General features: G+C 36.8%; 21 protein-coding genes. 17 read left to right on the top strand and 4 right to left on the bottom strand.

The features are described from left to right. Positions 1–2: 2 nt before the first annotated feature. The 13 genes from guaA to G5B98_RS06700 all read left to right on the top strand — a co-directional run bounded on the left by guaA (position 3) and on the right by G5B98_RS06700 (position 18,131). A complete protein-coding gene (gene guaA, locus G5B98_RS06760; protein WP_196086441.1) occupies positions 3–1,535 on the top strand; it encodes a glutamine-hydrolyzing GMP synthase in 1,533 nt (510 codons plus the stop codon). A 10-nt stretch (positions 1,536–1,545) separates the two neighbouring features. Continuing rightward, entirely contained in the window at positions 1,546–3,063 is a 1,518-nt protein-coding gene (locus tag G5B98_RS06755; protein ID WP_196086440.1) for a DNA/RNA helicase domain-containing protein, read from the top strand. 73 nt (positions 3,064–3,136) lie between these two features. Beyond that, positions 3,137–3,781 carry a cupin domain-containing protein gene (locus G5B98_RS06750; RefSeq protein ID WP_196086439.1) on the top strand — a complete coding sequence of 215 codons (645 nt, stop codon included), beginning with the start codon at positions 3,137–3,139 and terminating at the stop codon, positions 3,779–3,781. 108 nt (positions 3,782–3,889) lie between these two features. Next, complete coding sequence (locus G5B98_RS06745) at positions 3,890–5,050, top strand: multidrug effflux MFS transporter (RefSeq protein WP_196086438.1); 1,161 nt, start codon at positions 3,890–3,892, stop codon at positions 5,048–5,050. Next, positions 5,043–5,681, top strand: a complete 639-nt coding sequence (locus G5B98_RS06740; RefSeq protein WP_196086437.1) for a uroporphyrinogen-III synthase — start codon at positions 5,043–5,045, stop codon at positions 5,679–5,681. The genes G5B98_RS06745 and G5B98_RS06740 overlap by 8 nt, the downstream gene beginning before the upstream one ends. Positions 5,682–5,913: 232 nt before the next feature. After that, positions 5,914–7,158 carry a phosphoribosylamine--glycine ligase gene (gene purD / locus G5B98_RS06735; protein ID WP_196086436.1) on the top strand — a complete coding sequence of 415 codons (1,245 nt, stop codon included), beginning with the start codon at positions 5,914–5,916 and terminating at the stop codon, positions 7,156–7,158. Further along, positions 7,155–7,604, top strand: coding sequence for an RDD family protein (locus G5B98_RS06730; RefSeq protein ID WP_196086435.1), 450 nt, complete (start codon positions 7,155–7,157; stop codon positions 7,602–7,604). The genes purD and G5B98_RS06730 overlap by 4 nt, the downstream gene beginning before the upstream one ends. Beyond that, positions 7,597–9,756 carry an LPS-assembly protein LptD gene (locus tag G5B98_RS06725; protein ID WP_196086434.1) on the top strand — a complete coding sequence of 720 codons (2,160 nt, stop codon included), beginning with the start codon at positions 7,597–7,599 and terminating at the stop codon, positions 9,754–9,756. The genes G5B98_RS06730 and G5B98_RS06725 overlap by 8 nt, the downstream gene beginning before the upstream one ends. Next, a complete protein-coding gene (locus G5B98_RS06720; protein ID WP_021091548.1) occupies positions 9,757–10,455 on the top strand; it encodes a hypothetical protein in 699 nt (232 codons plus the stop codon). Then, positions 10,445–12,643 carry a polyribonucleotide nucleotidyltransferase gene (locus G5B98_RS06715; RefSeq protein ID WP_196086433.1) on the top strand — a complete coding sequence of 733 codons (2,199 nt, stop codon included), beginning with the start codon at positions 10,445–10,447 and terminating at the stop codon, positions 12,641–12,643. Before G5B98_RS06720 ends, G5B98_RS06715 begins: the two co-directional genes overlap by 11 nt. A gap of 17 nt (positions 12,644–12,660) precedes the next feature. Continuing rightward, positions 12,661–13,512, top strand: a complete 852-nt coding sequence (locus tag G5B98_RS06710; RefSeq protein ID WP_021091781.1) for a universal stress protein — start codon at positions 12,661–12,663, stop codon at positions 13,510–13,512. A 311-nt stretch (positions 13,513–13,823) separates the two neighbouring features. Continuing rightward, positions 13,824–17,441, top strand: coding sequence for a DNA polymerase III subunit alpha (gene dnaE, locus G5B98_RS06705; protein WP_196086432.1), 3,618 nt, complete (start codon positions 13,824–13,826; stop codon positions 17,439–17,441). A 102-nt stretch (positions 17,442–17,543) separates the two neighbouring features. Next, a complete protein-coding gene (locus tag G5B98_RS06700) occupies positions 17,544–18,131 on the top strand; it encodes a DUF6882 domain-containing protein (protein WP_196086431.1) in 588 nt (195 codons plus the stop codon). On the opposite strand, the gene G5B98_RS06695 is transcribed toward G5B98_RS06700, so the two are convergent. The 3 genes from G5B98_RS06695 to G5B98_RS06685 are packed head-to-tail and all read right to left on the bottom strand — an operon-like array spanning position 18,128 to position 20,609. Further along, positions 18,128–18,790, bottom strand: coding sequence for a cysteine hydrolase family protein (locus tag G5B98_RS06695; protein WP_196086430.1), 663 nt, complete (start codon positions 18,788–18,790; stop codon positions 18,128–18,130). The two genes, G5B98_RS06700 and G5B98_RS06695, sit on opposite strands and share 4 nt — an antisense overlap. Beyond that, positions 18,787–19,776, bottom strand: a complete 990-nt coding sequence (locus tag G5B98_RS06690; RefSeq protein WP_196086429.1) for a sensor histidine kinase — start codon at positions 19,774–19,776, stop codon at positions 18,787–18,789. Before G5B98_RS06690 ends, G5B98_RS06695 begins: the two co-directional genes overlap by 4 nt. Further along, a complete protein-coding gene (locus G5B98_RS06685; protein WP_196086428.1) occupies positions 19,773–20,609 on the bottom strand; it encodes a DUF234 domain-containing protein in 837 nt (278 codons plus the stop codon). The genes G5B98_RS06690 and G5B98_RS06685 overlap by 4 nt, the downstream gene beginning before the upstream one ends. Positions 20,610–20,719: 110 nt before the next feature. Between G5B98_RS06685 and G5B98_RS06680 the strand changes: the two genes are divergently transcribed. The 4 genes from G5B98_RS06680 to G5B98_RS06665 all read left to right on the top strand — a co-directional run bounded on the left by G5B98_RS06680 (position 20,720) and on the right by G5B98_RS06665 (position 24,736). Continuing rightward, positions 20,720–22,051: an aminotransferase class V-fold PLP-dependent enzyme gene (locus G5B98_RS06680; RefSeq protein WP_196086427.1), complete on the top strand. Its 1,332-nt coding sequence runs from the start codon at positions 20,720–20,722 to the stop codon at positions 22,049–22,051. Beyond that, entirely contained in the window at positions 22,048–22,794 is a 747-nt protein-coding gene (locus G5B98_RS06675) for a hydroxymethylpyrimidine/phosphomethylpyrimidine kinase (protein ID WP_196086426.1), read from the top strand. Before G5B98_RS06680 ends, G5B98_RS06675 begins: the two co-directional genes overlap by 4 nt. Next, positions 22,787–23,392 (top strand): thiamine phosphate synthase, encoded by a 606-nt coding sequence (gene thiE / locus G5B98_RS06670; protein WP_196086425.1) that lies wholly within the window; start codon positions 22,787–22,789, stop codon positions 23,390–23,392. Before G5B98_RS06675 ends, thiE begins: the two co-directional genes overlap by 8 nt. A 69-nt stretch (positions 23,393–23,461) precedes the next feature. Beyond that, positions 23,462–24,736 carry an aminotransferase class V-fold PLP-dependent enzyme gene (locus tag G5B98_RS06665; protein WP_196086424.1) on the top strand — a complete coding sequence of 425 codons (1,275 nt, stop codon included), beginning with the start codon at positions 23,462–23,464 and terminating at the stop codon, positions 24,734–24,736. A gap of 17 nt (positions 24,737–24,753) precedes the next feature. Here G5B98_RS06665 and G5B98_RS06660 read toward each other — a convergent pair whose 3' ends face one another. After that, positions 24,754–25,860 carry an FtsW/RodA/SpoVE family cell cycle protein gene (locus G5B98_RS06660; protein ID WP_196086423.1) on the bottom strand — a complete coding sequence of 369 codons (1,107 nt, stop codon included), beginning with the start codon at positions 25,858–25,860 and terminating at the stop codon, positions 24,754–24,756. Positions 25,861–25,903: the final 43 nt, after the last annotated feature.

The raw sequence follows: 25,903 nt of genomic DNA, 5'->3' as shown, positions 1-25,903 counted from the left end.
AAATGAACAATACGATTATAGTTTTGGATTTTGGTTCGCAATACACTCAGCTAATAGCTAGAAGGCTAAGAGAAGAGGGCGTCTACACTGAAATTTTGCCATTTAATGCAAAGCTTAGTGAGATAAAGGCGAAAGAGCCAAAAGGTATCATTTTAAGTGGCGGTCCAGCTAGTGTTTATGCTAAAGATGCTTATTTTTGTGATAGTGGTGTCTTTGAGCTAAACATCCCTATACTTGGCGTTTGCTACGGCATGCAACTACTTGCTCACACGCATGGGGCTGAGGTTTTAGCGGCTGATCAAAAAGAGTATGGCAAAGCAGAGCTTAATGTTATTAAAGAGCATGAGCTATTTAAAGATACACCTTCAAAACAAATCGTATGGATGAGTCATAGTGACTATGTAAAGGACTTGCCAGAGGGCTTTGAAGTGATCGCTATTAGTGAGAATTCACCTTATTGCGCTTTTGGCGATGATAAACGTAAATTTTATGCGATACAGTTCCACGCAGAGGTGCAACACAGCGAATACGGCACGCAAATTCTAAAGAATTTCGCTAAATATATCTGCGGTTGCGAGAGCACATGGAACATGGGAAGCTTCGCTAAAAATAAGATAGAAGAGATAAGAAAAATAGTAGGCACCCACAAGGTGCTTTGCGCAGTTAGCGGTGGCGTGGATAGCTCTGTGACTGCGGCACTTTTAGCGGCTGCTGTGCCTGAAAATTTGATCCTTGTCTTTGTTGATAACGGACTTCTTAGAACAAACGAAAGAGAGCAAGTTGAAGCTACATTTAGAACAAAGCTTGGTGTTGAGCTAGTTAGCATAGATGCGAGCGAGACCTTCCTTGGCCGCTTAGCTGGTGTGGTTGATCCTGAGAAAAAGCGCAAGATCATAGGTGAGACCTTTATAGAAATTTTTGAGCAAGAGGCTAAGAAGCATGGCGACGTGAAATTCCTAGCTCAAGGCACTCTTTATACTGATATTATCGAAAGCTCCGTAGTTGGCTCAAGCAAGACGATAAAGAGCCACCACAATGTTGGAGGCTTGCCTGACTGGATGACATTTGAGCTAATAGAGCCGCTAAGAGAAATTTTTAAAGACGAGGTTAGAAAGCTTGGTCTTGAGCTTGGACTAAGCCGTGATTTAGTATTCCGCCATCCTTTCCCAGGACCAGGCCTTGCTATCCGCATCATGGGTGAAGTAAATAAACCAAGCCTAGAGTTACTTCGAAAAGCTGACGTAATCTTGAGAGATGAGCTAAAGAGCACTGGCTGGTACAACAAAACTTGGCAGGCATTCTGCGTACTTTTAAATGTAAATTCTGTCGGCGTAATGGGTGATAACCGTACTTATGAAAATGCTGTTTGTGTGCGTGTGGTCGATGCGAGCGATGGCATGACTGCTAGCTTCTCACGCCTGCCGTACGATTTGCTAGAAAACGTCTCTCGCCGCATCATAAACGAGGTAAATGGCATAAACCGCGTAGTTTACGACATCTCAAGCAAGCCACCTGCAACGATAGAGTGGGAGTGAGAATATTTTTATGAAAAGCACCAATATAGATTCTTTAATTCAAATATTTGACTCAAAAAATAAAGATCTATGTAGGTCGCTTTTTAAATTAGTAGACGGTAGTTTTTCATTTAAACAAAATAAAGGTATGTCTGATAGTGAAGTAGAGAGCATATGTTCGTTTTTCATGGAAATAAGTTCACATTTATCTCATATGCAAAAGGAAGGTTATTTTATATCTACTTTAATCGAAACTGGTATAAGGGAAGAATTTGATATTCTCAGATTTAGCGATAAATCTGTTTTGAATATAGAAGTTAAGCGTGAGCCACCAAAAAATGGTATATCTGCGATTAAAGATCAATTAATTAGGCATAATTGTTTACTTAGATTATTAAACAAAGATATTGTTATATGTGCGTATATAGCAAAAACAAAACAGATTTATTTGTTAGAAGATAATGAATTAAAAGATATTGATTTTTTAGATTTATCCAAAATGATTCCAGAGGATTATGTAATTAAAAATGAATTACTGTCTATAGATCAGTCATCTCTTATAATCTCTCCATACTCACAGCCTCAAGAATTTAAGAACCATAAATATTTTTTAACAAGCGAACAAAATCAAAGAAAAAACGACATACTCAAAACTGATTATAAAAAAATTTGTCTTGCTGGAGGACCTGGAACTGGAAAATCTCTATTATTGATGGATTTGGCAAGAGAGTATATTTTAAAGGGAAATAAAGTTTTAATCGTATTTTGTGCATTAATTCCAGAGTATGAATCATTGTCCAATGAATTAGGTATAACAATTGTACCGATAAAAGGAATTATTATAGACAATCTAAAACCTTATGACGTTATACTAATAGATGAGGCACAAAGACTATATGAAAATCAGTTTAAGCAGCTAATAAACCTTAGTAATAAGATGATTGTATTTTCAACAGATCATCAACAAACACTCCATAGATCAGAAAAAACATTGAATGTAGAAGAAAAACTAAAAGATAGAAGTGATGTTTTGCATATAAGACTAAAGAACAAAATAAGAACAAATATTTTTATGGCCTCTTTTATATCTAAATTTCTAAATACTAAAACTAGTAAAGCTGAACCATACGATTACGATAAAGTTCAAGTTGTATATTTTTCTAATAAAAACGATGCAATGTTATATATTAAAGAAAAATACTCAATGGAACATTATGTTTCAATTGAATTAACAGAATATACTACAAAGTCATTTGGGTCCTTAAAGAGAGAAAAAGTCTATACAAATTCAAGATCTACGCATAGTGTTATTGGAAGAGAATATGAAAATGTACTTGTAGTTTTAGATAAGCATTTTAAATATTCGGAAGAAGGAAAGCTGGTATCTACATATAATGAATATTACCCTTACGACGAACATAGTTGTATTTTTGAGGCACTAACTAGAGTGAAAAGTAATTTATTGTTAGTCGTAATCGATAATCCTGAGTTATTTATTCAAATACAGAAAATATTGTCTTGGAAAAATGATAAACTTTATTCTGATTAGAGATAATCCTTATCAATAAATCGTCTAAAAATTTTTACTACAATGACGTGTAAAATTTACGAAAGGAAGAAAAATGAGTAAAATTTACAATCTAAACGCCGACACGAAAGTTGTCGCGAAAAGCGTCGTTAGCAAGAGAATTTTTGATTGCGAGAACGCTCATGTCGATGTATTTGCATTTGATACGGGCGAGGAGCTAGATCATGAGATGCTGTTTTGCGACAGCCTTTCATGGGTTGTGGAGGGCGGTGCTAGCCTATACTACGGTGAAAAGCAGATGCATATAGGCAATGAGCAAGCTTGCCTGATAGAGAAAAAAGTGTGGCGCAAGCTGGTTTTTAACGAACCAACGAAATATATTTCAATTGATTTTAAGGAGGATTTAATGATAGATCATTTACCTAAGGCAGCTATTTTTAGCTTAGTTGATGCAGTCGAATACGAAAAAGGCAAAATCGTGAGCAAAACGCTTGTAAAGAATGAAAACGGCTCAATGTCATTACTTAGTTTTGACACAGACCAAGAGCTCTCAACTCACGCAGCACCAGGTGATGCACTACTTATCGCACTTGATGGCGAGATGAAGCTAACTATTGGTGATGAACATTTTGATATCAAAAAAGGCGATACCATCGTGCTTCCAGGCAAAATACCACACGGATTAAAGATTAAAGATAAATTTAAAATGCTCTTAATCGTCACTAAAGACAAAATGTAATACTAAGCCCTATTTTTAGGGCTTCTTTTTATAATAACAATAGTAAATTTATACTTAATAAAGCAAAAAGTAAAACCATAATATAATCGCTCCAAAAAAAGAAAAACTATGAAAAAAGAAAATTCCAAACTATTTTTGTTGATATTTTTAGGCGCTCTCTCTGCCTTTGGACCATTTGTCACAGATCTTTATTTGCCAGCACTTCCGGCTATTACTGAGTGGTTTAAAACAAGCGTCACAGCTACACAATTAACGATCACGACATCGATGGCAGGCTTAGCCATAGGTCAGCTCATAGTTGGCCCAATAAGTGATAAATTTGGACGAAAAACGCCACTTACCATCTCGCTTATCGTCTATACGATAAGCACTATTTTTATATTTTTTGCGCAAAATATCCAGTTTTTTATCTTTATGCGCATCATCCAAGGGCTAGCAAGTGCCGGCAGCTTAGTCATCTCAAGAGCCGTTGTGAGTGATCTTTATAAGGGTCATGAAATGACTAAATTTTTTAGTCTTATGATGGTTATAAATGGTCTTGCCCCGATACTTTCACCAATAGGTGGCAGTTTGCTGCTTAAATTTACCGACTGGCGTGGCATCTTTATGGCACTTACTATCATTGGTATTTTGCTTTTTATCGCAAATTTTTATTTCAAAGAGAGCTTAAGTCAGTCAAATCGCTTAAAAATGCCTTTGTTGGTGACTTATAGTGTTTTTGGCAAAATTTTAAGAAAGAAAAAATTTATGCTTTTCGTAAGCATTCAGACATTTGCGATGGGTGCGATGTTTGCCTATATAGCGTCATCTTCGTTTATCTTTCAAGAATTTTATTCTTTAAGTCCAGTAAGTTATAGCTTTTGCTTTGCTTCAAATGGTTTAGGACTTGTTATAGGAGCAAGGCTTGCCAGTCTTTTAAATGAGAGAAAAGCGCTCAAAACTGGGCTTTTTGGCACCTTGTTTGCTAGCATTTTTATTGCTTTCATGCTTTGTTTTAAATTTGAAGTAATCGGCGTTATTATCGCATTTTTCTTATTACTTCTTTTTACAGGATTTGTCTTGCCAACTGCTTCATCGCTAGCTATGAACGAAGGCAGAGAATACGCAGGTTCAGCCTCAGCAATACTTGGATTTTGCCCATTTTTCTTAGGCGGCGTCGTCTCTCCGTTAGTTGGGCTTGGTGATATATTTTATTCGACTTCTATTGTTATTTTAGCCTGCACATTACTTGCTTTGATGTCTTTTTTAAGGTTAAAAAGAGTTGCGTAAAATTTATCTTATTTCAAATACAAAAACGACTGATGAGAGCGTTGTAAATTTAAACGTTAGCAAGATCGAGTTTTTAAAATTTGAATTAAATTTAAGTGACTATGGCGTGCTTGTAGCCACTTCTAAAAATGCTTTTAATGCATTAAAATTTAACAATATAAAAGCTATAAATTTGCCAGTCTTTGCCATCGCAAATAGTTGTGCGGCAGCTGCAAGAGAGTTTGGATTTAGTGAAATTTATACCGGAAAGAACGCTCACGGAGATGACTTTGCAAGAGAAATTTTGCCACTTTTAAAAGGTAAAAAAGTTCTTTATCTAAAAGGTAAAGATAGTGCTTCAAATTTCTTAGAAATTTTACAAAATGGCGGAGTAAATATAAAAGCAATTATCGCTTATCAAAACGTTTTAAATCCTTGTAAAATGGAGCTAAAACCACCAAAAGATAGCATTTTGATCTTTGCTTCTCCACTAAATGTCAGAAATTTTCTTAGTAATTTTGGCTGGAATGAGAGCTATCAAGCAATAAGCATTGGAAAGGTCACTGCAAAAGAGCTAAAATTTACCGAGCCAATAGTAAGCCAAAGTCAAGATATAAACGCCTGTATCGCGCTTGCCAAAACATTACTTTAAGCAAAGAATTTATATAATTTTATTGCCTGAGTGAAGCGAGTCAGCATTTTACGGGGTCCAACACTTTTTTGTTAGCGAAAAGGTATGGATGCCTTGTGATGTGGCTTCGTTTGAGTCTGAAAAGGTGAGAAGTTGCAACCGTTTGGTATCCATCTATTTGCAAGATTGGCTTTGTTTATGGGCCACTCTTCTATGCGACGCCCACTCGGGTTTTTAAATTTACGGAGATGAAATGAATATTCTCATAATAGGAAGTGGCGGCCGCGAATACGCCATTGCTCTAAAGCTAAAAAACGAAAAAAATATAAATTTATACTTTGCGCCAGGAAATGGTGCGACCTCACGCCTTGGCGAGAATTTAAATATAAAAGACTTTTATGAGCTTGCAAAATTTGCTAAAAAAAATAGTATCGAGCTAACTATCGTAGGCCCTGAAGCACCGCTTAGTGAAGGTGTAGTAGATATCTTTAAAAAAGAGGGCTTGCTTATATTTGGACCAAGCAAGGCAGCTGCTAGACTTGAAGCCAGTAAGGCCTATATGAAGGACTTTTTAGCTAGAAATAATATAAAAACTGCAAGATATTTAAACACAGATGATAAAGAAAAAGCATTTAAATTTATTGATACCTTAAGCGCTCCGATGGTCGTAAAGGCCGATGGCCTTTGTGCTGGCAAGGGCGTTATAATCGCAAATTCTAAAGAAGAAGCCAAAGAGGCAGTTAGCGACATGCTAAGTGGGACTAGCTTTGGCGAGGCTGGTAAATTTGTAGTGGTTGAAGAGTTTTTAGATGGTTTTGAGCTTAGCTTTTTTGCTATTTGCGACGGCGAAAATTTTGTAAGCTTGCCAGTGGCACAAGACCACAAACGCCTGCTTGATAACGATGAGGGTCCAAATACTGGCGGTATGGGCGCTTATGCTCCAAGTCCGCTTGCTTCAAAAGAGCTGATAAAAAGGGTTGAAGAAGAGGTTGTAAAGCCAACTTTAAAAGGGATGAAAAACGAGGGCAGTTCGTTTTGTGGAGTGCTTTTTGTGGGACTGATGATCGTGAAAAATGAGCCTTATGTACTTGAGTTTAACGTAAGATTTGGCGATCCTGAATGCGAGGTCTTGATGCCGTTAATTGATGGAAATCTAAGCGAAATTTTGCTAAATGCTGCAAAGGGCGAGCTAAAGCCTATTAGTTTAAAAGATGAATTTGCGGTTGGTGTCGTAATGGCTAGTAAGGACTATCCGTATAAAAGTAGCCCAAAAGCTAAAATTTCAGTTTTAAATGATGTAAAAGATGCTCACATCGCTTATGCTGGTGTTAGTGAGCAAGATGGAGAAATTTATGCAGATGGTGGCAGAGTACTAGTCTGCGTGGCTACTGCGAAGAGTATAAAAGAGGCACGTGATAGAGCTTATGAGCTTTGCGAAAATGTAAAATTTGACGGAGCACATTATAGAAAAGATATTGCCTGGCAGGCATTAAAATGAGTATGCAGATAGTTGAAAAACTTGAAAAAGAAGAAATTTCGCTAGCGCCATTTTCAAAAAGAGTGCTAGCTTACTCAATTGATGAATGTATTGTTTCTTTTTTGTTTTTGATCATTTACTGGGATGCCTTTTTGTCGGTTATGAGCTATGATGAAGCCAGAAATTTGACTTTAAATTTCTTTTGGCAAATAGTTTCACTAAAGATTATTTATCATACATTTTTTGTTTGGTATTATGGCGCGAGTCTTGGACAAATGCTAACAAAGACGATGTGCATTAATGTAGAAATTTTAGATAGACCAAATTTTATTTCAAGCTTGGTAAGAGCGATTTTTAGGTTAGTTAGTGAAGCTTGTTTTTATCTTGGTTTTGCATGGGCATTTGCAAATCCAGCTAGGCAGACTTGGCAAGACAAAATAGCAAAAACAGTGGTGATAAATGCGTAAAATTTTATTTTTAGTTCTGGTTTGTATTTTAAATCTAAGTGCAGCTGTGCAAGATGTGCAGCTTTTGGCTGATGATGTAAAGCAAGATAAAGGCATCGTCACGGCCAATAAAAATGTTGTTGTATATTCACAAGATTACCTTGTGACAGCTGATTGTGCAGTTTATGATCAAAATAATTCGGTTATTGAGCTATTTGGTAACGTCAACATGATGAAGGGCAAGAGTGAAGTCTCTCGCTCAAATTATGCAAAGCTAAATTTAAAAAATAATGACACTGCTTTTGAATCGCTTTTTATGATGAATAAAGACATGGAAGTATGGATGAGAAGCGATGAGAGCAGCTCTGACAGTGAGTACTATAGAGTAAAAAAGGCGATGGTTTCAAGCTGTAATGTCCAAGATCCTGACTGGAGTATCACCTCAAGCTCAGCTATGCTAAATAAACAAAGCAAATTTTTACATCTTTTTAACCCAGTCTTTCGTATAGCTAATGTGCCAGTTTTTTATTTGCCATATTTTGGTTTTTCAACAGATACCACAAGAAGAACAGGTCTTTTGCCGCCTGAGCTTGGATACGGAAAATCTGAAGGCTTTTATTACAAGCAGCCGATTTATTTTGCACCTTATAATGAGTGGGACTTCGAGCTTGATCCACAGATAAGAACAAACAGAGGTGCTGGAATTTATGGTGCGTTTAGATTTACTGAGTCGCCTGATTCAAGGGGCGAAATCAGCTTTGGGTCATTTACTGATAAAAACAGCTACCAAGCCAAGCAAAAAGGAGAGACCTCAAATAAGGCTGAACTAAAAAATAAAACACATAAAGGCATTGGACTAAAATACGAAAGAGATAAGCTTATAAGATACCTTAGCGAAGCGGATTTGCAAGAGGGAATTTGGATAGACGCAACGAAGCTAAATGATATAGATTATTTAAATTTAAAAGGCATGGATGATGATTATGATTCGCTTGTAACTTCTAAATTTAACTATTTCATCGCAAATGACGATCATTATTTTGGTGCTTATGCAAAATACTACATAGACACTGAAAAAATTGGCTCAAAAAATGAGAACAAAGACACTCTTCAAGAGCTTCCATCGCTTCAGTATCATAAATTTACAGATGATATTGTCTTGCCAAATATCTTATATTCACTCGATCTTCAGTCACATAGATACGATAGAAAGATAGGCGTTAGAGCGACTCAGTATGAATTTACGCTTCCAGCTTCAGTGCATGTGCCACTGCTTGATGATAGTTTAACTTTTTCATTTTACGAGTATCTATACGCATCAAGAATAAATTACGAGAATAAGATAAATTCATTTGATGATAAAAGAGAAGATAAGCATACAAATTTTGTAAATAATTACCACAAATTTACCCTTCACACTGACCTTGCAAAAGCGTATGAAAGCTTTTATCACACTCTAAATTTTGGGGCCGAATACCTACTGCCAGGCTATAGAAAAGGAAATTTGGATGATGAGTTTATCTATGATAAAAATCTAAATGAATATGAAAATTTCTTGACTCAAGAGCAGAGTAAGGAAGAAATTTCTGGTTATCTGACTCAGTATTTCTTTAACTCTAATGGTAGAAAGATTATAAAACATAGTATTTCTCAAGGATATTACACAAAAGAAGATGAATATTCGAATTTAAAAAATGCTATCTATCTATATCCATTTGAAAATTTAAGCCTTTATAATAAGCTTGAATATTCACACAAGAGCAAAGAGCTTAAAAAGGTACAAAGCGGATTTTCATACACAAATGATCTATTTTGGCTAAATATGCTTCACACCATGAAGAAAAATGATAGCAAAATAAAAAATAGTGCGACAAAAGATAGCTATTTTACAAGTGGTCTTGGAGTAAAATTACCTCATCAGTATAGTCTTATTGGCGGCTGGCAATATGATATCGAGCGAAGCTACACAAAAAGCTGGAGAGTTGGTGTGCTTCATCAAAGAAAATGCTGGAATTACGGGATAATTTATCAACAAGATGTAGAGCCAACAACAACAATAAACGGCTCAGCGTCAACTAGAAAAAATGGTATCTATTTCACGATAAATTTCTATCCAATGGGCGGTTTGCACTATGACTTTTCGCAAAGCAGTACAAAATCGAGTGCCAACTAAATGATAACGGCTAAATTTAAGGATCAATTAGAGGCAGCTAGCAAGCTAATTGAAATTTTGCCAAAAAAAGAACTCGTAGATAAAAAGACGATAGTTGTTTGTATGTCGCTTGAGTCAGTTATACTCACAGATGCAGTTTGTAGAAGTTTAAATTTAAGCTACGAGATGCTCTTTAGCGAGCCAATACCTGCACCAAATAATAGCGAATGCGACGTTGCAATAGTTAGTGAGACAGAAGATATAGTATTAAACGATAAGCTTATAAAAGCTTTTAATATAAGCTATGACTATATTTATGGCGAAGCGCATAGAAAATACGAAGAAAAAATTTTAAAAAACGTTTATAAATACCGAAAAGGAAATTTGATAGGAGAGCTAAAAGATAAAAATATTTTACTAATCGATGAGGGGTGCGAGACTGGTATGACGGCACTTATTTGCATAAAGACGTTGCTTGATGTGAAGGTAAAATCCATCTCATACGCAACGCCAGTGATTGCTACTGATGTCTTTACAAATTTAAATGATATGGTTGATGAAATTTACACGATAAACAAGATCGTTGATTTTATCGATGTGGATTCGTATTACGAGAAAAAGATCGAAGCTACGAGTGAGCGTATCATGTCAATATTAGAAGAGAGCCCTTATTATTTGCCGTTACAAAAACAACAAGGAGATAAAAATAATGCAATATAGTATAGAAGTCAATAATCAGGTTGAAATTTTTGACCTGAATAAAGTAGCAAAACAAGCTAGCGGAGCGGTACTCTTAAGGGTGAAAAATACCGTAGTTTTAGCAACTGTTGCCAGAGAGGACACGCAAGTTGAGGAGGATTTTTTACCTCTAACGGTGCAGTACATTGAAAAAGCTTACGCCGCTGGAAAAATTCCTGGCGGTTACGTTAAGCGTGAGACAAAGCCAGGCGACTTTGAAACGCTAACAGCTCGCATCATCGATAGATCTCTTAGACCACTCTTTCCAAAAGGTTATGCTTACCCAACTCAAATCGTTGTAATGGTGCTTTCAGCTGATCCTGAGGTTGATTTACAAGTTGTAAGTCTAAATGCAGCCTCAGTTGCACTATATCTTAGCGACATCCCTGTAAATCGCCCAGTTTGTGGCGTGAGAGTTGGTTATATAGATGAAAAATTTGTGATCAACCCAAGCAACTCTGAACTAAAACAAAGCGCGATCGATCTTTATGTAGCTGGTACAAAAGATGAGCTTTTGATGATCGAGATGAGAAGCTTGCCTCAACAAATTACACAGCTTATCCCAATGGTTGCGATTGAGCCAATGATAGATCCTAGCCTAAGTGATAGCATGGCTCAAAAACAGCTAATGAATGAATTTAGCGAAGATATGATGGTTGAAGCGATTGATTTTGCTGGTAAGGCGATACTAAGAGCTAGCAGTGCTTACGAAGAAGCTTTCAAAGAGCATAAGAAAGAGGACGCTGCGCTTGAGCTAAAACCTGAGATAGAAAATGAAAATATCGCTATTTATATCGATAAATTTTATAAAGCCGAAGTCAAAAACGCGATCAATCAAATGGCAAAAAGCGAGCGCGCTAGCGAACTTAGCAAGATCGCAAAACAAATTTCAAGTGATGAGGTCGCTCAAAAAGAGGGCTGGGACGAGTCTGTCATCACAAATGTCCTTGGCAAATATAAAAAGAAAATCGTTAGAGAGCAGATCATAAACGAGGGTGTTAGAGCTGATGGACGTGGTCTTGAAGAGGTTAGGCCTATTAGTATCGAAACAAATGTGCTTCCAAATGCACATGGCTCATGCCTCTTTACAAGAGGACAGACACAAGCCCTAGTTGTCACTACTCTTGGCACTGACAGTGACGCTCAAATGTATGACATCCTCACTGAAAAAGTACCTTTTGTAGAAAAATTTATGTTTAACTACAATTTCCCAGGCTTTAGCGTAGGTGAGGCAAGCCCATTAAAAGCTCCTGGTAGACGCGAGCTTGGACATGGAAATTTGGCCAAACGTGCCCTTGCACCAAGTATCGATCTAGCATCACCATACACAATAAGAGTCGTTTCAGAAATTTTAGAGAGTAACGGCTCAAGCTCAATGGCTAGCGTTTGCGGTGGTTCGCTCGCACTTAGAGCAGCTGGCGTAAATACTTTAAAACTTGTCGCAGGTGTCGCTATGGGATTAATATTTGAAGGTGATAAACACGCAGTACTAACAGATATCATGGGGCTTGAAGATCATGACGGTGATATGGACTTTAAAGTAGCAGGTACAAGCGATGGTATCACAGCGCTTCAGATGGATATTAAGCTTGGTGGCATTAGTTTAGAAGTGCTAAAAGAGGCACTTTATCAAGCAAAACGTGGTAGAGAGCATATCTTATCTTTGATGGTAGAAGCGGATAAAAATATAGAAATAAATGAAGATGTGCTTCCAAAGCTTGAACTATTTAGTGTCGATCCAAGCAAGATCGTAGACATCATCGGACAAGCTGGAAAAACCATAAAAGAGATCATTGAGAAATTTGAAGTTTCAATCGATCTTGATAGAGAAAAAGGCGAGGTAAAAATCGCAGGTGGAGCAAAGAAAAATGTCGATGCTGCAAAAGATTACATCATCTCTATCACTTCAAAAGACAATGGACGTTCATTTGGCAAAAAGCCATTCAAACACGACAAAGAGCGTTCAAAACCAAATTTTAATATCGGTGATGAGTTTTTGGGAACTGTAAAGAGTGTTGTTGATTTTGGTGTATTTATCGAGCTAAAAGATGGCATTGATGGCTTGCTTCACATCTCAAAGATAAAAACTCCATTAAACGTAGGTGATCAGGTCAAAGTATGTGTGAGCGAGCAAAAAGGAAATAAAATTTCGCTCTCTTTAGTCGAATAAATTTTAAAGGACAGATGATGAAATACAAAAAGTTGCTTTTTCCAATAGGAGCTGGAGACGATATCGAGCCAAGAATTTATGGTGCCCTAAAGGTTGCTCAGTGGTTTAACACACATATGGAAATTATGACTTGCCAGCTCGACCCAAGCGTAGTTTATAATATGAAAATGACGCTTCGTGGAGGAGTGCTTTTTGAGGAATTTCTAAAATCAGCTAAATCTGAACTAGCTGTCGAGCATGAAGAGAATGAGAAAATTTTCAATAAAATTTGTGCTGAGCTTGGCATAAAAGTAACTAGTGAAATCATTGAAGATGTTTGCACTGCAAATTTTACGATTCACAGTGGCAAAAGAAGCGCGATAGTGGAGCAAGAGAGTAAATTTTGCGATCTAGTGGTGGCTGCTGTGCCACTTGATGGAAAGATCACTGGAACATTTGAGTCAGCTGTTTTAAAAAGCGGTAAAAATGCGATTGTAATACCTAGAAAAATGCGTGAGTTTAAAGCCGATAATATCCTTGTTAGCTGGACTGGTACGACGCAAAGCTCAAGGGCATTAACAGGCTCGATCGATCTTTTAAAAAAGGCAAAAAAGGTTCAGTGCATTACCTCAAAAGCAAGTCTTGGCGACAATGCTGAACTAAATCTTAAAAAGCTTGAAGAGTACTTCAAAATTCATGGCATATCAGCCACTTTTGAAGTGATCGCTACTACGATGATACCTGGTGAAGCACTTTTGAAAGCAGCTATTGATAGAAATGCTGATCTAATCGTTGCTAGCAGATATGGTGAAAATGGTCTTATGGAAATGGTGCTTGGTGGCACTTCAAGATTTTTCTTAGAACATACAAATATCCCAGTTTATCTATAATGGATTGCGGCTTAGTCCGCGATCTAATTCTTTTTCACTTTATAGATTTTAAAATTCCATTCACTCATAAGAATTGACTACTAAATTTTGTCTTCATTGATCGCTTAGCTCAAATTTTAGAGCCGAAATTACTCGTTCACAAAAATTTAAAATTTACAAGACCTTAATAGCATAGTGCGTCAGATGACAGCGTGCTTCGTTCTTAGCCACAAACTACAAATTCTATAAATTTTAAAGCTCACATTAAGTTTTCATCAAGCACCTTATTAGCCAAAATTTTGTAAAATCCACTCATTAAAAAAGGATAAAAAATGAGTGAAAATTCTAGCTTTACGCACCTACATTTACACACCGAATACTCCCTGCTTGACGGAGCAAACAAGATAAAAGAGCTAGCTCATGTGCTTCATGATAGAGGTGACACAGCAGCGGCGATTACTGATCACGGCAATATGTTTGGAGCGATAGATTTTTACAAGGCGATGAAAAAAGAGGGGATAAAACCACTAATTGGCATCGAAGCTTACGTGCATAATGGCGAGCAGCTCGATGATAAGAGTACTAAACAGCGCTTTCACCTTATACTAATCGCCAAAAACGAGACTGGCTATAAAAATTTAATGTATCTTAGCTCTATGAGCTACATCGAGGGCTTTTACTACTATCCTCGTATCAATAAAAAAATTTTAAAAGAGCACAGCGAGGGCTTGGTTTGTAGCTCAGCGTGCTTGCAGGGCGAGGTGAGTTGGCATCTAAATTTAAGCGATCGTAACGTCAAATTTGGCGCAAAGGGCTACGAGAGAGCAAAAGAGGTCGCACTTGAATATAAAGAAATTTTTGGAGATGACTTTTATCTTGAGATCATGCGTCACGGCATCGGCGATCAAAAACGCATTGATGATGATATTTTGTGCATTGCCAAAGAGACTGGCATAAAGGTCATCGCCACAAACGATACTCACTACACTTTTAAAGAGCGAGCCGACGCACATGAGGTTTTTATGTGTATCGCGATGAACAAAACTTTAGATGATCCAAACCGACTTCGTCACAGCGTTCATGAGTTTTTTGTAAAAAGCAAAGAGCAGATGAGTGAGCTATTTTTAGATATCCCCGAAGTGATAGAAAACACCCAAGAGATCGTGAATAAGTGCAATCTTGAGATCAAACTTGGCAATCCAACTCCGCCAAATTTTAAATTTACACTTGAGTATGCTAAAGAGAGAAATTTAATACTTCCAGAGCCAGAAAATAGATATAGCTTTAAAAATGATGCTGTGTTTTTTGAATATGAATGTAGAAAGGGGCTTGAAGAGAGGCTAAAATTTGTCCCTGAAAATTTACATGACGAATACAAAAAGCGCCTTGAGATAGAGATTGGCATAATTAATAAAATGAATTTCCCAGGCTATATGATGATCGTTTGGGACTTCATAAATGAGGCTAAAAGTAGAGGTGTGCCAGTTGGTCCAGGACGTGGTTCCGCGGCTGGTAGCTTGGTCGCTTACTCGCTAAAGATCACTGACCTTGATCCAATCCCATACAACCTACTTTTTGAGAGGTTTCTAAACCCAGAGCGTGTTAGTATGCCAGATATAGACGTGGATTTTTGCCAGAGCAGGCGTGGTGAGATAATTGACTATGTTACGCAAAAATACGGAAAATTTAACGTTGCTGGCGTTATTACATTTGGTAAATTGCTTGCAAAAGGTGTCATTAGAGATGTTGCTAGGGTTTGTGATATGCCTTACGCCGAAGCCGATGCGATGGCAAAGCTAATACCTGATGAACTTGGTATTACGCTAAAAGATGCTTATGAAAAAGAGCCAAAGATAGCTGAGCTAATAAGTCAAAATCCAAAGGCAGCTAAAATTTGGAAATTTGCCCTTGATCTTGAGGGGCTAAACAGAAACGCCGGTCAGCACGCAGCAGGTGTCGTTATCTCAAATGAGGAGCTTTGGAATAAAACTCCATTATTTCGTCAGCCAAACAGCCCAGAAGACCGCTATGTTACGCAGTATAGCCTTAAATATCTTGAGGACGTGGATTTAATTAAATTCGACTTTCTTGGACTAAAAACACTAACAGTTATCGATAATGCCATAAAGCTCGTTAAACAACGAACTGGAAAGGATATCATTTGGGAGCAGATCGATAAAAACGATTCTAATGTTTATAAAATGATACAAAGCGGCCAAGCGATAGGAATTTTCCAAATCGAGGGCGAAGGCATGAGAAAGCTAGGAACTAGCTTGCGTCCAGACTGCTTTGAGGACATCGTCGCGATGCTAGCACTCTACCGACCAGGACCGATGGAAAGTGGTATGCTTGATGACTTTGTCAAAAGAAAACATGGCGAGGCCGAGATAACCTACTCATTTAAAGAGCTTGAGCCGATCCTTGCACCAACATACGGCGTCATCGTCTATCAAGAGCAAGTTATGCAAATCGTTCAAGCCATAGGCGGCTTTAGCCTTGGCGGGGCGGACCTTGTACGCCGTGCGATGGGTAAAAAGATCAAAGAAGAGATGGATAGGCTAAAGGGCGAGTTTGTAAAAGGTGCTGAGGCAAAAGGGCTAAATGGACAAAAAGCAGACGATCTTTTCGAGCTAATTGTAAAATTTGCGGGATATGGCTTTAATAAATCTCACTCCGCAGCTTACGCTTATGTTACCTTTCAAACTGCTTATCTTAAGGCTTACTATCCGGCTGAATTTATGGCCGCACTTCTTACAAGCGAAGAGAGCAACGTCGATAAGATCGTTCGCTATATCGATGAGATAAAACGCATAAATATAGACACTTTGCCACCATCTATCAATAAATCAACTAAAGAATTTAGCGTCGTTAAAAATGGCGATCATGACGGCATTATCTTTGGGCTTGGTGCGATTAAAGGCGTTGGCGGAGCGGCTATTGAAAACATTATCACTGAGCGTGAAGCAAATGGCGAATTTAAGAGTATGGATGACTTTGTCTCAAGGATCGATCCATTTAAGGTCAATAAAAAGGTCTTTGAAAGCCTCATAAAAGCTGGATGTTTTGATGAGTTTGGCTTTAGTCGTAAGATGCTTATGCAAAATGTAGAAAATATCATAGAAGCTTGCAAAAGTGCTGCTCAGATCCGTAAAAATGCTGTTGAGAGCTTATTTGGCGAAGATGAGAGCATGAACGATGTAAAGATAAATTTTGTCACTATAAATTACGAATTTGACATCAAGCAAATTTTAAAATTTGAGCAAGAGAGCGTTGGTATCTACCTCTCAGGCCACCCGCTTGATGATTATAAAGACGAGATCAACAAGATAAAATATACTCTAAGCTCAGAATTTGAGAGTTTGCCACAAAGTGCTGAAATTTTAGTAGTTGGTAAGATCGAGGACTTTAGCACAAGGATAACCAAAAGTGGCAAGAAAATGGGCACTATAAACGTCCTTGATTTTCACGGAAATATCGAGATCGCAGTCTTTGAAAGAGAGCTTGGCAACATCGAAGATATAGTAAAAGATGAAGCAAAACGCGACCTGCCTTATGCTTTTAGGATAAATATCACAAAAGATGATCAATTTGTAAGGACAAATTTAAACGAGGTTTATAGCCTAGAAGATGCACAAAATTTAGACTTTAAGACAAGAAAGCTAAAACAAAACTCTAAATTTTCTAAAAATGAAGAATCTAGCATGCCTCAAAGAGCAAGAGAATATGCTGAGCTAGAGGTGCTTTTATGCCTTAGTGAGCTTAGCAAAGATAAGATAACTAGCCTTTATAATCTTGGCTATAACGAACATATAAAAAGTGGCACAAACAATGATAAGCGTCTTGTTATTAAGATAAAAAATGAAAATACGGCTCAAATTTTTGTCTATAAGACAAAATTTGTTGTAAATGACAGCTTTAAAGAAAAAGCACTTCAAGCAATAGCTTGCTAATGCCTGGAGAAGCGATGTTTTTAGATAAGCTTGGCATAGATAAAAGTAACTGGAGCGAGCTTTTTAGCGCATGTGTCGGCAAATCGACATTACTTCAAAAACGTGCATTTTAAGCTACTTGTTGAAGGTAGCAACTGGCAGGTTGATTTTGATAGTGGCAAAATTTACTTTGATGGGCGTGAGTTTGACATGCAGTTTATTGGCTCTGAAAGCTTCTCGTCAAATACGTGGCTTTGGGGTTATGAAAATATAAATGGCTTTGATGAGCGTTTGCTCGAGCTTGCAAATAAAGCACGGGAGTTTGGCGAGAAATTTGGACTTAGTGCATTTAGCACGCCACGATTTGAGCTGGATGAAAATTTTAATGGTCACACGATTAGTATGGTTCTTTGCACCGCTTTTGATGAGCAAAATTATTATAGGATAGAGTACGAGGGAGGAGCGGCGTATGTGGCATTTAGAGCGGATATAGTCTTTGAAGAGCCAGTGCTAGCAAATGAGATTTTGAGCGTAGTAAATGAGTGTTTAAGCAGTTACGAGTTGGATCATAAAATCTTTATAAAAGGACTTTTGCTAAGCTGTGATATGAAATTTAGCGAAAGTCCTAATGAAATCGTATCGGATAAATACGAGCTTAGCTTTAAATTTGACGAGCTAAACAGGCTCATAAATATTTCAAGTAAGCTTTAAAATTTAATACTCTTTACCACATCAGCGCCAAGTGCTAGCTTCATATGAAGAGAAAACATCTCGTGGTAAAAATCGCCATTGTGTCCTGGTATATCGTACGTTTGTGTAAGATCAAACGGCACGATAACTCTTGCTTTTTTATTGTATTCATTGGCTCGTAGTTTAAGATAACTAACACACTGATAAACGCACATATCAGTGCAATCTCCAGTAATAACAAAAGTGTCAATTTGTGGGTTTTGCTCTAAAAATTTCTCAAATTCTTTATTAAACGCAATGCTTAAAGAGTTTTTATAAAATGTCTTGAATTCTTTAAAAAAGCTTAGATTTTCTATCTCTTTTACGGTTTTTATCTCATTTGTATCAAGTATGGCATGTGGTAGAAAATTCTCAAATTCTTTTGAATCACTGGTGTGCCTATCTTCTATAAGGATAAAATTTCTAAAACCAAAATCTCTCCACGCTCTATCAAAAAGTGTCGCGATCCCTTTTGATAAGGCGGCTACTCTTTGACTGGCGAGCGCACCACTGCCAGCAAATGCTTCTATCATATCGATACAGATAAATGCAACATTTTTTGCTCCATCGTTTGAAATTTCTCTTAAATCAAGCGTTTGAAGAGATTTTTTAAAAGCCTCAAGTTCTTTTTGTATGTTCATTCTTTCTCCTTTATTGGTAAATTTATGCAAAATGTTTTTGGATTTAGTGTGATCTCGATACTGCCTTTGTGAGCCTCTATGATCTGTAAGCAAAGATGTAGTCCAAGGCCGTTTCCTTTTAGCTTGCTACTTTTAAATGGCTCAAAGACTATGGCTTTGTCTTTGATAGGCTCGCCACTATCGTAAACGATAAATTTATGCTCACTTGGTGTTTTTTCGTAGCTTAAAATGATCTCTCCTTCATCATCATCGCTCTCTTCGATGGCATCAATAGCGTTAAATAAAATATTTTGAAAGACGATGGCTAGTAGATTAAGATCGCCCGTATATTTGCCATCTGGAAATTCTAGGCTAAATTTAATATCCTTTGAATAGTCATAAAAATTTATAGCCTCTTCGCACTCTTTTTTAAGTTGTGAAAAGTCAAAAATTTGTGCATTTATGTTAAGACCTTTTGTAAAAAGTAGAGTGGCTTTGATTATGCGTTCGACTCGCCATGTAGCTTTTTGTATTTGATTTACGATAGGCTTTGTGCGTTCATCAGCTCTTTTAAGTAGAGTTGAAGCTAAAAGCGAGATAGAGCCTACTGGATTTCTGATCTCGTGGGCTAGGTGAGCTGCCACTTGGCCCATAGAGGCAAGACGCTCGGTACGTTTTTCTACTGTTATGTTTGTTGCAGAGATTATTAGTTTATTGTCTTTAGAGCTTGTTTTAAAAAGATAAATTTGTCCATCTACATTTATCTCGCCCTCTTTTTTTGGTATCTCTTTAAAAATTTTACCAAGTCTTACTGCTTCTGAGTTTTGTAAAAAGATCTCATCATTTTCATCTAACACCCAGATAGCATTTGGCAAAATTTCTACAATATCTTTAATGAAATTTTGCAAGTTTGTGTAAGATGATGTTAAATTTTTATATTCGTTTTCTATCAGATAAGTCTGCTCTATCAGGCTTTTTAAGCCAGCTTGGATATCGTGTTCGTTCATTTTAAAAGTTCCTCAAAATCGCTAATTTCATAAAGCCTTAGCCTTTCATCCTTTAAATTTCTTAGCTCGCTACTAAATCCACTCTTTGAAAAAAGAGCAATAATATCTGGCCTGATATTTAGTTTTTCGCATTTTTTTAATAGTAAATTTAGCACGTTTTTACAAACCTTTCTCTCTTTGTATTTTGCCTCGCCGACTATGATCTTGCCACCTATATTTAATAGCATATCAAGCTCTATATTCCTGCTCCAAAAGCTACTTAAAAATATGCCATTAATCATAAATTTTTTTGCCATGAGCTCACCGCACAGAATTTCAAATCCAAGGCTTGCATATTCGTCAAATTCTTTTTTTATAGTGGCTAAAATTTCATCATTTTTACCAGCTTTTAGCAAGCTTAAATTTGGCTCTATAAATCTGAACCAAAACCTTGAAAAATGGCTATTAAAATGTATTTTATCTTCAACTTTATAGCCCCTTTCTTCTTTTTTTAGCATTTGGTTTTTTGATCTTTTTGGAAGTACTTCTCTACTTTTCTCAAGCAGTAAAAAATTCTTTTCAAAAAGCTTTGCATAGACTTTGCTAGCTAGGCTTTGAGGTAAAATTTTATGTACGTTAAATTTTTTTCTATCGCTTCGTGCAAGTTTTATGAGGGCAGATTTTATAGCATCGTTTGTATCGGACTCGAAGTAAAATTTTGGCATCAAGGCTAAGAAGTTGTTTAAAATTTCAGCCTCAATCGCTTCAAAAACATCATAATATGAGTGCTTTAAATCAAACTCATCAAAGACGAGATGAAATTTAATAAGTTCATTTATATCAAGGTGTTTCATTCGCTCAAATGTTGATTTTAAAGCTTTTATATCGGCTCCTTTATTTGGGCATTGTAGTATATTTTAGCTAAAGTAATCTATAATGCTACGCAAAAAACAAGGGTTGTGATTTGGTAAATTTAGAGCACATTAAAGAAAATATAATTTTAAAAAATGGTATTTATTATTTTGACTTTACAGCTTCAGGGCTAGCTTATAAACCTATCGAAGATGAGATGGCAAAAATACTTCAAACTTACGCAAATACGCACTCTATCAGCTCATCAAATGCCTATAAAACCGCTCAAATTTATGAAGATTCAAGACGTGAATTAAAAAGCTTGCTAGGACTTGATGAGAGCTTTTATCTTTTTACTTGTGGCAATGGAGCTACCGGTGCGATAAAGAAATTTCAAGAAATTTTAGGAATTTATGCGCCGCCAGCATTAAAAAAAAGATATTCATTAAAGCCAGATGAAAATTCTCCGCTTGTGGTGCTTGGCCCTTATGAGCACCATTCAAATGAGATAAGCTTTAGGCAAGCACTTTGCGAGGTTGAGCGTATCAGGCTTGATAAAAATGGAGGGATAGACTTTAATCATTTGGAGCAAATTTTAAGGATAAATGTCGGTCGTGAGATCATCGCAACTTTTAGTGTGGCTTCAAATGTGACTGGGGTTTTGAGTGATTATAGAAAAATTTATACTCTTGTAAAATCTTATGGTGGCATTGTGGCATTTGATGCTGCAAGTTTTAGCGCTTATGGAAATATTGATTGTGACTATTTTGATGCTCTTTTTTTATCGCCACATAAACTGCTTGGTGGAGTAGGAAGTTGTGGGCTTCTTGCTATAAAAAAGATACTTGCAAACTCAGATGAGCCGACATTTGCTGGTGGTGGAACGGTAAGTTATGTTAGCAAAAACTATGCTATATTTGTAAAAGATAGTGAACAGCTAGAAGAGGCTGGCACTCCGCCTATTTTAGGACTTATAAGGGCAAATTTGGCCTATAGGCTAAGAAATGAGATAGGATTTGGGACAATATATGAAAATGAGAGCGAGCTTGGAGAGTATTTTGAGAAAAGACTAACAGAAATTCCTGAGCTTACGTGCTATCATCCAAATAACATAAAGCGTTTGCCGATATTTTCTTTTAACATAACTGGTGTTTCGCCTTATGAACTAGCTAAAGTTTTAAGCAAAGAATATGGCATTCAAACGCGTGCAGGATGTTCTTGTGCTGGGCCATATGGACATGATTTGCTTCATTTAAAAGAAGATGCACTATTTACCCATAAGCCAGGCTGGGTAAGGGCTGGACTCCACTATACGCATACGCTACAAGACGTGGATTATTTAGTAGATGCATTAAAAAATAGCATTAAGAAGTATTCAAGTATTTGGAAGGTTGATGATCCTTTTAGTGTTGATAAAATTTCAGGTTGTATGGGAGATAGATGAAAAATATATTAATCATTGCAGGAAGTGATAGTGTTGGTGGTGCTGGCGTACAGGCTGATATTAAGACATGCGAGGCATTTTCTTGCTACGCAGCGACAGCTATTACGGCTCTTACGGCACAAAATACAAATGGCGTTAGCAATATCTTTGCTACAAATGCTACAAATCTAAATGAACAGATCAAAATGGTAGACGAAGAGCTAAACATAGATGCCATAAAGGTTGGTATGCTTTTTAATAAAGAGCTTATATCTTGCGTTGGTTCTTGGCTTGAAAAATTTCATAAGCAAGGCATTAAAATAGTAATAGACCCAGTTTGCGTAGCAAAATCAGGCTCAAAGCTTCTTGAGGATGACGCGATAGCAAGCTTAAAAGAGCTTTTTAAATTTGCAGACATTATCACGCCAAATATCGATGAAGCCAAAGTTTTGGAGCTTGATAGTAAAAATTTATCTTGCGATATGATCTTAAAGCGAAGCATGGTTGCAGAAATTTGTGAAGATACTCTTTATAAAAAAAATGGTGACGTAATTAAATTTAAAGAGCCACTAATAAAACCAGAGATCATGCATGGGGCTGGATGTAGCTTTGCAAGTGCGCTGGCCTGCTTGCTGGCAAATGGACACACAAAAGAAGAGGCTATAAAACTAGCAAAAAAATATATTTTAAATGCTATTAAAAATGCAATTAGGACAAAATTTGGTAAACGTCTACTAAATCATAAAGTTGGCATAAGTGATTGAAATTTACGCGATTAGCGACGATGTGTTGATGCCTGAAAATTTAGCCTTGCAATATACTAAAGAAATTTTAGAGTGTGGGGTGAAATTTTTTCAATTTCGCTCTAAAAAAATACCCAAAGATGAGAGGCTAGCTGGTGAAATTTTCAACTTATGCGAAAAATTTGGAGCCAGATTTATCGTAAATGATGATATTTTATTTGCTGCTCATATAGGGGCAAAGTCCGTGCATTTGGGAAAAGATGATGCGAGCATAAAAGAAGCGTTTGAAATTTTAGGAAATGATGCTTACGTGGGAGTTAGCTGCTATGATAGCTTGGAGCTTGCCATTAGGGCAAAACAAAATGGTGCTAGCTATGTGGCTTTTGGAGCGATGTTTAAAAGCCCAACAAAACCAAATGCACCGCTTTGCAAGGCTCAAACTATATCACAAGCAAAAGAAATGGGAATGAATGTGTGTGTCATAGGAGGCATAAATGCTAGCAACATTGCAAGTGTCGCTAGAGTAAAGCCAGACATGGTCGCCTTAATATCTGCTATATATAAAGATGTCACGATAAAGAAAAATATAGAAAATTTACAAAGAAATTTATTGCTTTAAAAGATGCTTGTTTTGCAAGCTTTTTTATCAAAATTTCACTATAATCCCTGCTTTAAAAAAAGGAAAACGTTGCTAAATATCGATGAAGTAAGAAAAAATATCATTTTAAAAGAGGGCCTTTACTATTTTGACTACACGGCTTCAGGTCTTGCTTATAAGCCCATTGAAGATGAAATTTTAAAATTTTTAAAAACCTATGCAAACACTCACTCAGATAGTAGTTCAAGTGCGATACTAACACAAAAATACTATGAAAATGCAAGAGCTGAGCTAAAAAGCTTATTGGGCCTTGATGATAGTTTTTATCTTATTGCGACTGGTCAAGGAGCGACGGCTGCGATAAAGAAATTTCAAGAGCTAATGGGAATTTATCTCTCACCAGCTACAAGAGCCTTGATCGGTAAAGCAAATTTAAGAAATTTAAACTTGCCACTAGCGATTATTGGCCCTTATGAGCATCACTCCGTTGAAGTTAGCTTAAGAGAAGGGCTTTGCGATATAAAACGTATAGAGCTTGATGAAAATAATGAGATAGACTATGCGATGCTTGAGAATACATTAAAGCAAAATGCAAAAAGAAAGATAATAGCTAGCTTTAGTGCCGCCTCAAACGTCACTGGCGTTAAAACTAATTATAAAAAAATTTACTCGCTGATTAAAAAATATAATGGCATTTTGGCACTTGATGTGGCTACTCTTAGTGCTTATGAAAATGTCGATTGTAAATATTTTGACGCACTGTTTCTCTCGCCTCACAAGCTGCTTGGTGGAGTTGGGAGTTGTGGGCTTTTGGCTATCAAAAAAGAGCTTTGTAAAAATTTGCCTACATTTGCAGCAGGAGGCACAGTCAAGTACGTAAGCAGGACATCGCATATTTTTACTAATGAAGTTGAAAATTTAGAAGAGGGCGGCACGCCACCGATAATGCAGCTAATGCGTGCAAATTTAGCCTACAAGCTAAGAAATGAAATCGGACTTAATAATATAAAAGTGGCTGAATGTGAGCTAGGCGAGATGTTTTGTAAAGAGCTAGAAAAGATAGATGAGGTGATAAATTATTGCCCTGAAAATTTAGACAGATTGCCTATTTTTGCATTTAATGTAAAAGACATTTCGCCTTATGATTTTGCTGCTAGTTTAAGTAGTAATTTTGGTATACAAACGCGTGCGGGCTGTGATTGTGCTGGGCCGTATGGACATGATCTGCTTAATTTAAAAGATAATACCATTTTTGAAGCAAAACCTGGCTGGGTGCGTGTCAGCATTCACTATACGCATACAAAAGAGGATATAAAATATCTTATAAATGCCATAAAGTCTTGCATCAAAAAACACAAAGCTTGATACTTGCAGAGAAAATTTTAGAAGTGAATTTTTATAAAGCTATAAGTTCTATCAAATCTAAAAGTTAGCAAATTTTGCAAAATTCCAAAAAGTACCATAAATGTAACAAAGCTGCTTCCACCGTAACTAAAAAATGGTAGTGGTACGCCCACAACTGGTGCAAAACCGATAGTCATCGAGACATTTACGCCGACGTAAACGAAAATAAGTGCAGCAATCCCCGTGGTAGTAACTTGCGTAAAATAGTCGTTTTTTAGACCGTAATTTAAACTTAAAAGATGTGTTATAAGTGCTCCATAAAGTCCAAGCAGAAACAATCCACCATAAAAGCCAAAACGCTCGATGTTGTATGCAAAGATGAAGTCACTAGTGGCGATTGGTAAAAATTTAAAGTGCGTCTGTGTTGCTTCGTCCTTTGGCTTGCCCTTTAATCCGCCGCTACCTATGGCGATGATGCTTTGTTTGACGTGATAGCTTGGCTCTTCAGCGATGAAATCGTGAATCCTCTTTTTTTGATAGTCATGTAAATTTTCATACAAAACCGGCGCCAAAAAGCCTATCGCAAGGATGATAGTTATCCAAATTTTCTTATTTACGCCGATGACAAAAAGAATAGTGTAGCCAACTATCAAAAGTATGAGCGCAGTACCAAGATCAGGCTCTTTCATGATGAGCACAAATGGTAAAAGTATATAAAAACTAAGTCTTAAAAAATCTTTTACTCCGTATCCATTAGCCTTTGGAGGACGCTGTTTAATGAGATAGGCTAACATCAGCAAAAATGCTGGCTTCATAAGCTCTGATGGCTGAAGTGTGAAGTGAACGAAGGGAATTTCTAGCCAGCGCCTAGCACCTAGTTTGCTAACGCCAAAGAGATCAACGCTTAAAAGCAGCACGATGCAGACCCAGTAAAACATCGGAATGATCCAGTCGATACGCCTAATGGGCAGTAAAAATGCTACGCAAAATGATGCAAAACCTATGCCAAAATATATAAGTTGTTTGTTTGCTAAAATGTCGTTTGCCTCGGAAACCAGGATATATGAAATTATGATGATTGGGATTATTAAAAACGGCTGAATAAAATCAAAATGTGTTAAAATACGCCGATCTAGTTTTATCAAGAAGCAAACCTTAATTTTTGGGCTAGATTATATCACAAACAAG

The organism is Campylobacter concisus (assembly GCF_015679985.1).
Lineage (GTDB): Bacteria > Campylobacterota > Campylobacteria > Campylobacterales > Campylobacteraceae > Campylobacter_A > Campylobacter_A concisus_AC.
Note: the sequence above shows the minus strand (reverse complement) of the source record. Positions and strands in the feature narration are given on the sequence as shown.

Bases quoted from the DNA above. Each gene is read 5' to 3' on its own strand.
- G5B98_RS06755 (WP_196086440.1), top strand. From the start codon at position 1,546: ATGAAAAGCACCAATATAGATTCTTTAATTCAAATATTTGACTCAAAA.
- dnaE (WP_196086432.1), top strand. From the start codon at position 13,824: ATGAGTGAAAATTCTAGCTTTACGCACCTACATTTACACACCGAATAC.
- G5B98_RS06750 (WP_196086439.1), top strand. From the start codon at position 3,137: ATGAGTAAAATTTACAATCTAAACGCCGACACGAAAGTTGTCGCGAAA.
- G5B98_RS06725 (WP_196086434.1), top strand. From the start codon at position 7,597: ATGCGTAAAATTTTATTTTTAGTTCTGGTTTGTATTTTAAATCTAAGT.
- G5B98_RS06710 (WP_021091781.1), top strand. From the start codon at position 12,661: ATGAAATACAAAAAGTTGCTTTTTCCAATAGGAGCTGGAGACGATATC.
- purD (WP_196086436.1), top strand. From the start codon at position 5,914: ATGAATATTCTCATAATAGGAAGTGGCGGCCGCGAATACGCCATTGCT.
- guaA (WP_196086441.1), top strand. From the start codon at position 3: ATGAACAATACGATTATAGTTTTGGATTTTGGTTCGCAATACACTCAG.
- G5B98_RS06690 (WP_196086429.1), bottom strand. From the start codon at position 19,776: ATGAACGAACACGATATCCAAGCTGGCTTAAAAAGCCTGATAGAGCAG.
- G5B98_RS06730 (WP_196086435.1), top strand. From the start codon at position 7,155: ATGAGTATGCAGATAGTTGAAAAACTTGAAAAAGAAGAAATTTCGCTA.
- G5B98_RS06695 (WP_196086430.1), bottom strand. From the start codon at position 18,790: ATGAACATACAAAAAGAACTTGAGGCTTTTAAAAAATCTCTTCAAACG.
- G5B98_RS06720 (WP_021091548.1), top strand. From the start codon at position 9,757: ATGATAACGGCTAAATTTAAGGATCAATTAGAGGCAGCTAGCAAGCTA.
- G5B98_RS06715 (WP_196086433.1), top strand. From the start codon at position 10,445: ATGCAATATAGTATAGAAGTCAATAATCAGGTTGAAATTTTTGACCTG.
- G5B98_RS06745 (WP_196086438.1), top strand. From the start codon at position 3,890: ATGAAAAAAGAAAATTCCAAACTATTTTTGTTGATATTTTTAGGCGCT.
- G5B98_RS06685 (WP_196086428.1), bottom strand. From the start codon at position 20,609: ATGAAACACCTTGATATAAATGAACTTATTAAATTTCATCTCGTCTTT.
- G5B98_RS06675 (WP_196086426.1), top strand. From the start codon at position 22,048: ATGAAAAATATATTAATCATTGCAGGAAGTGATAGTGTTGGTGGTGCT.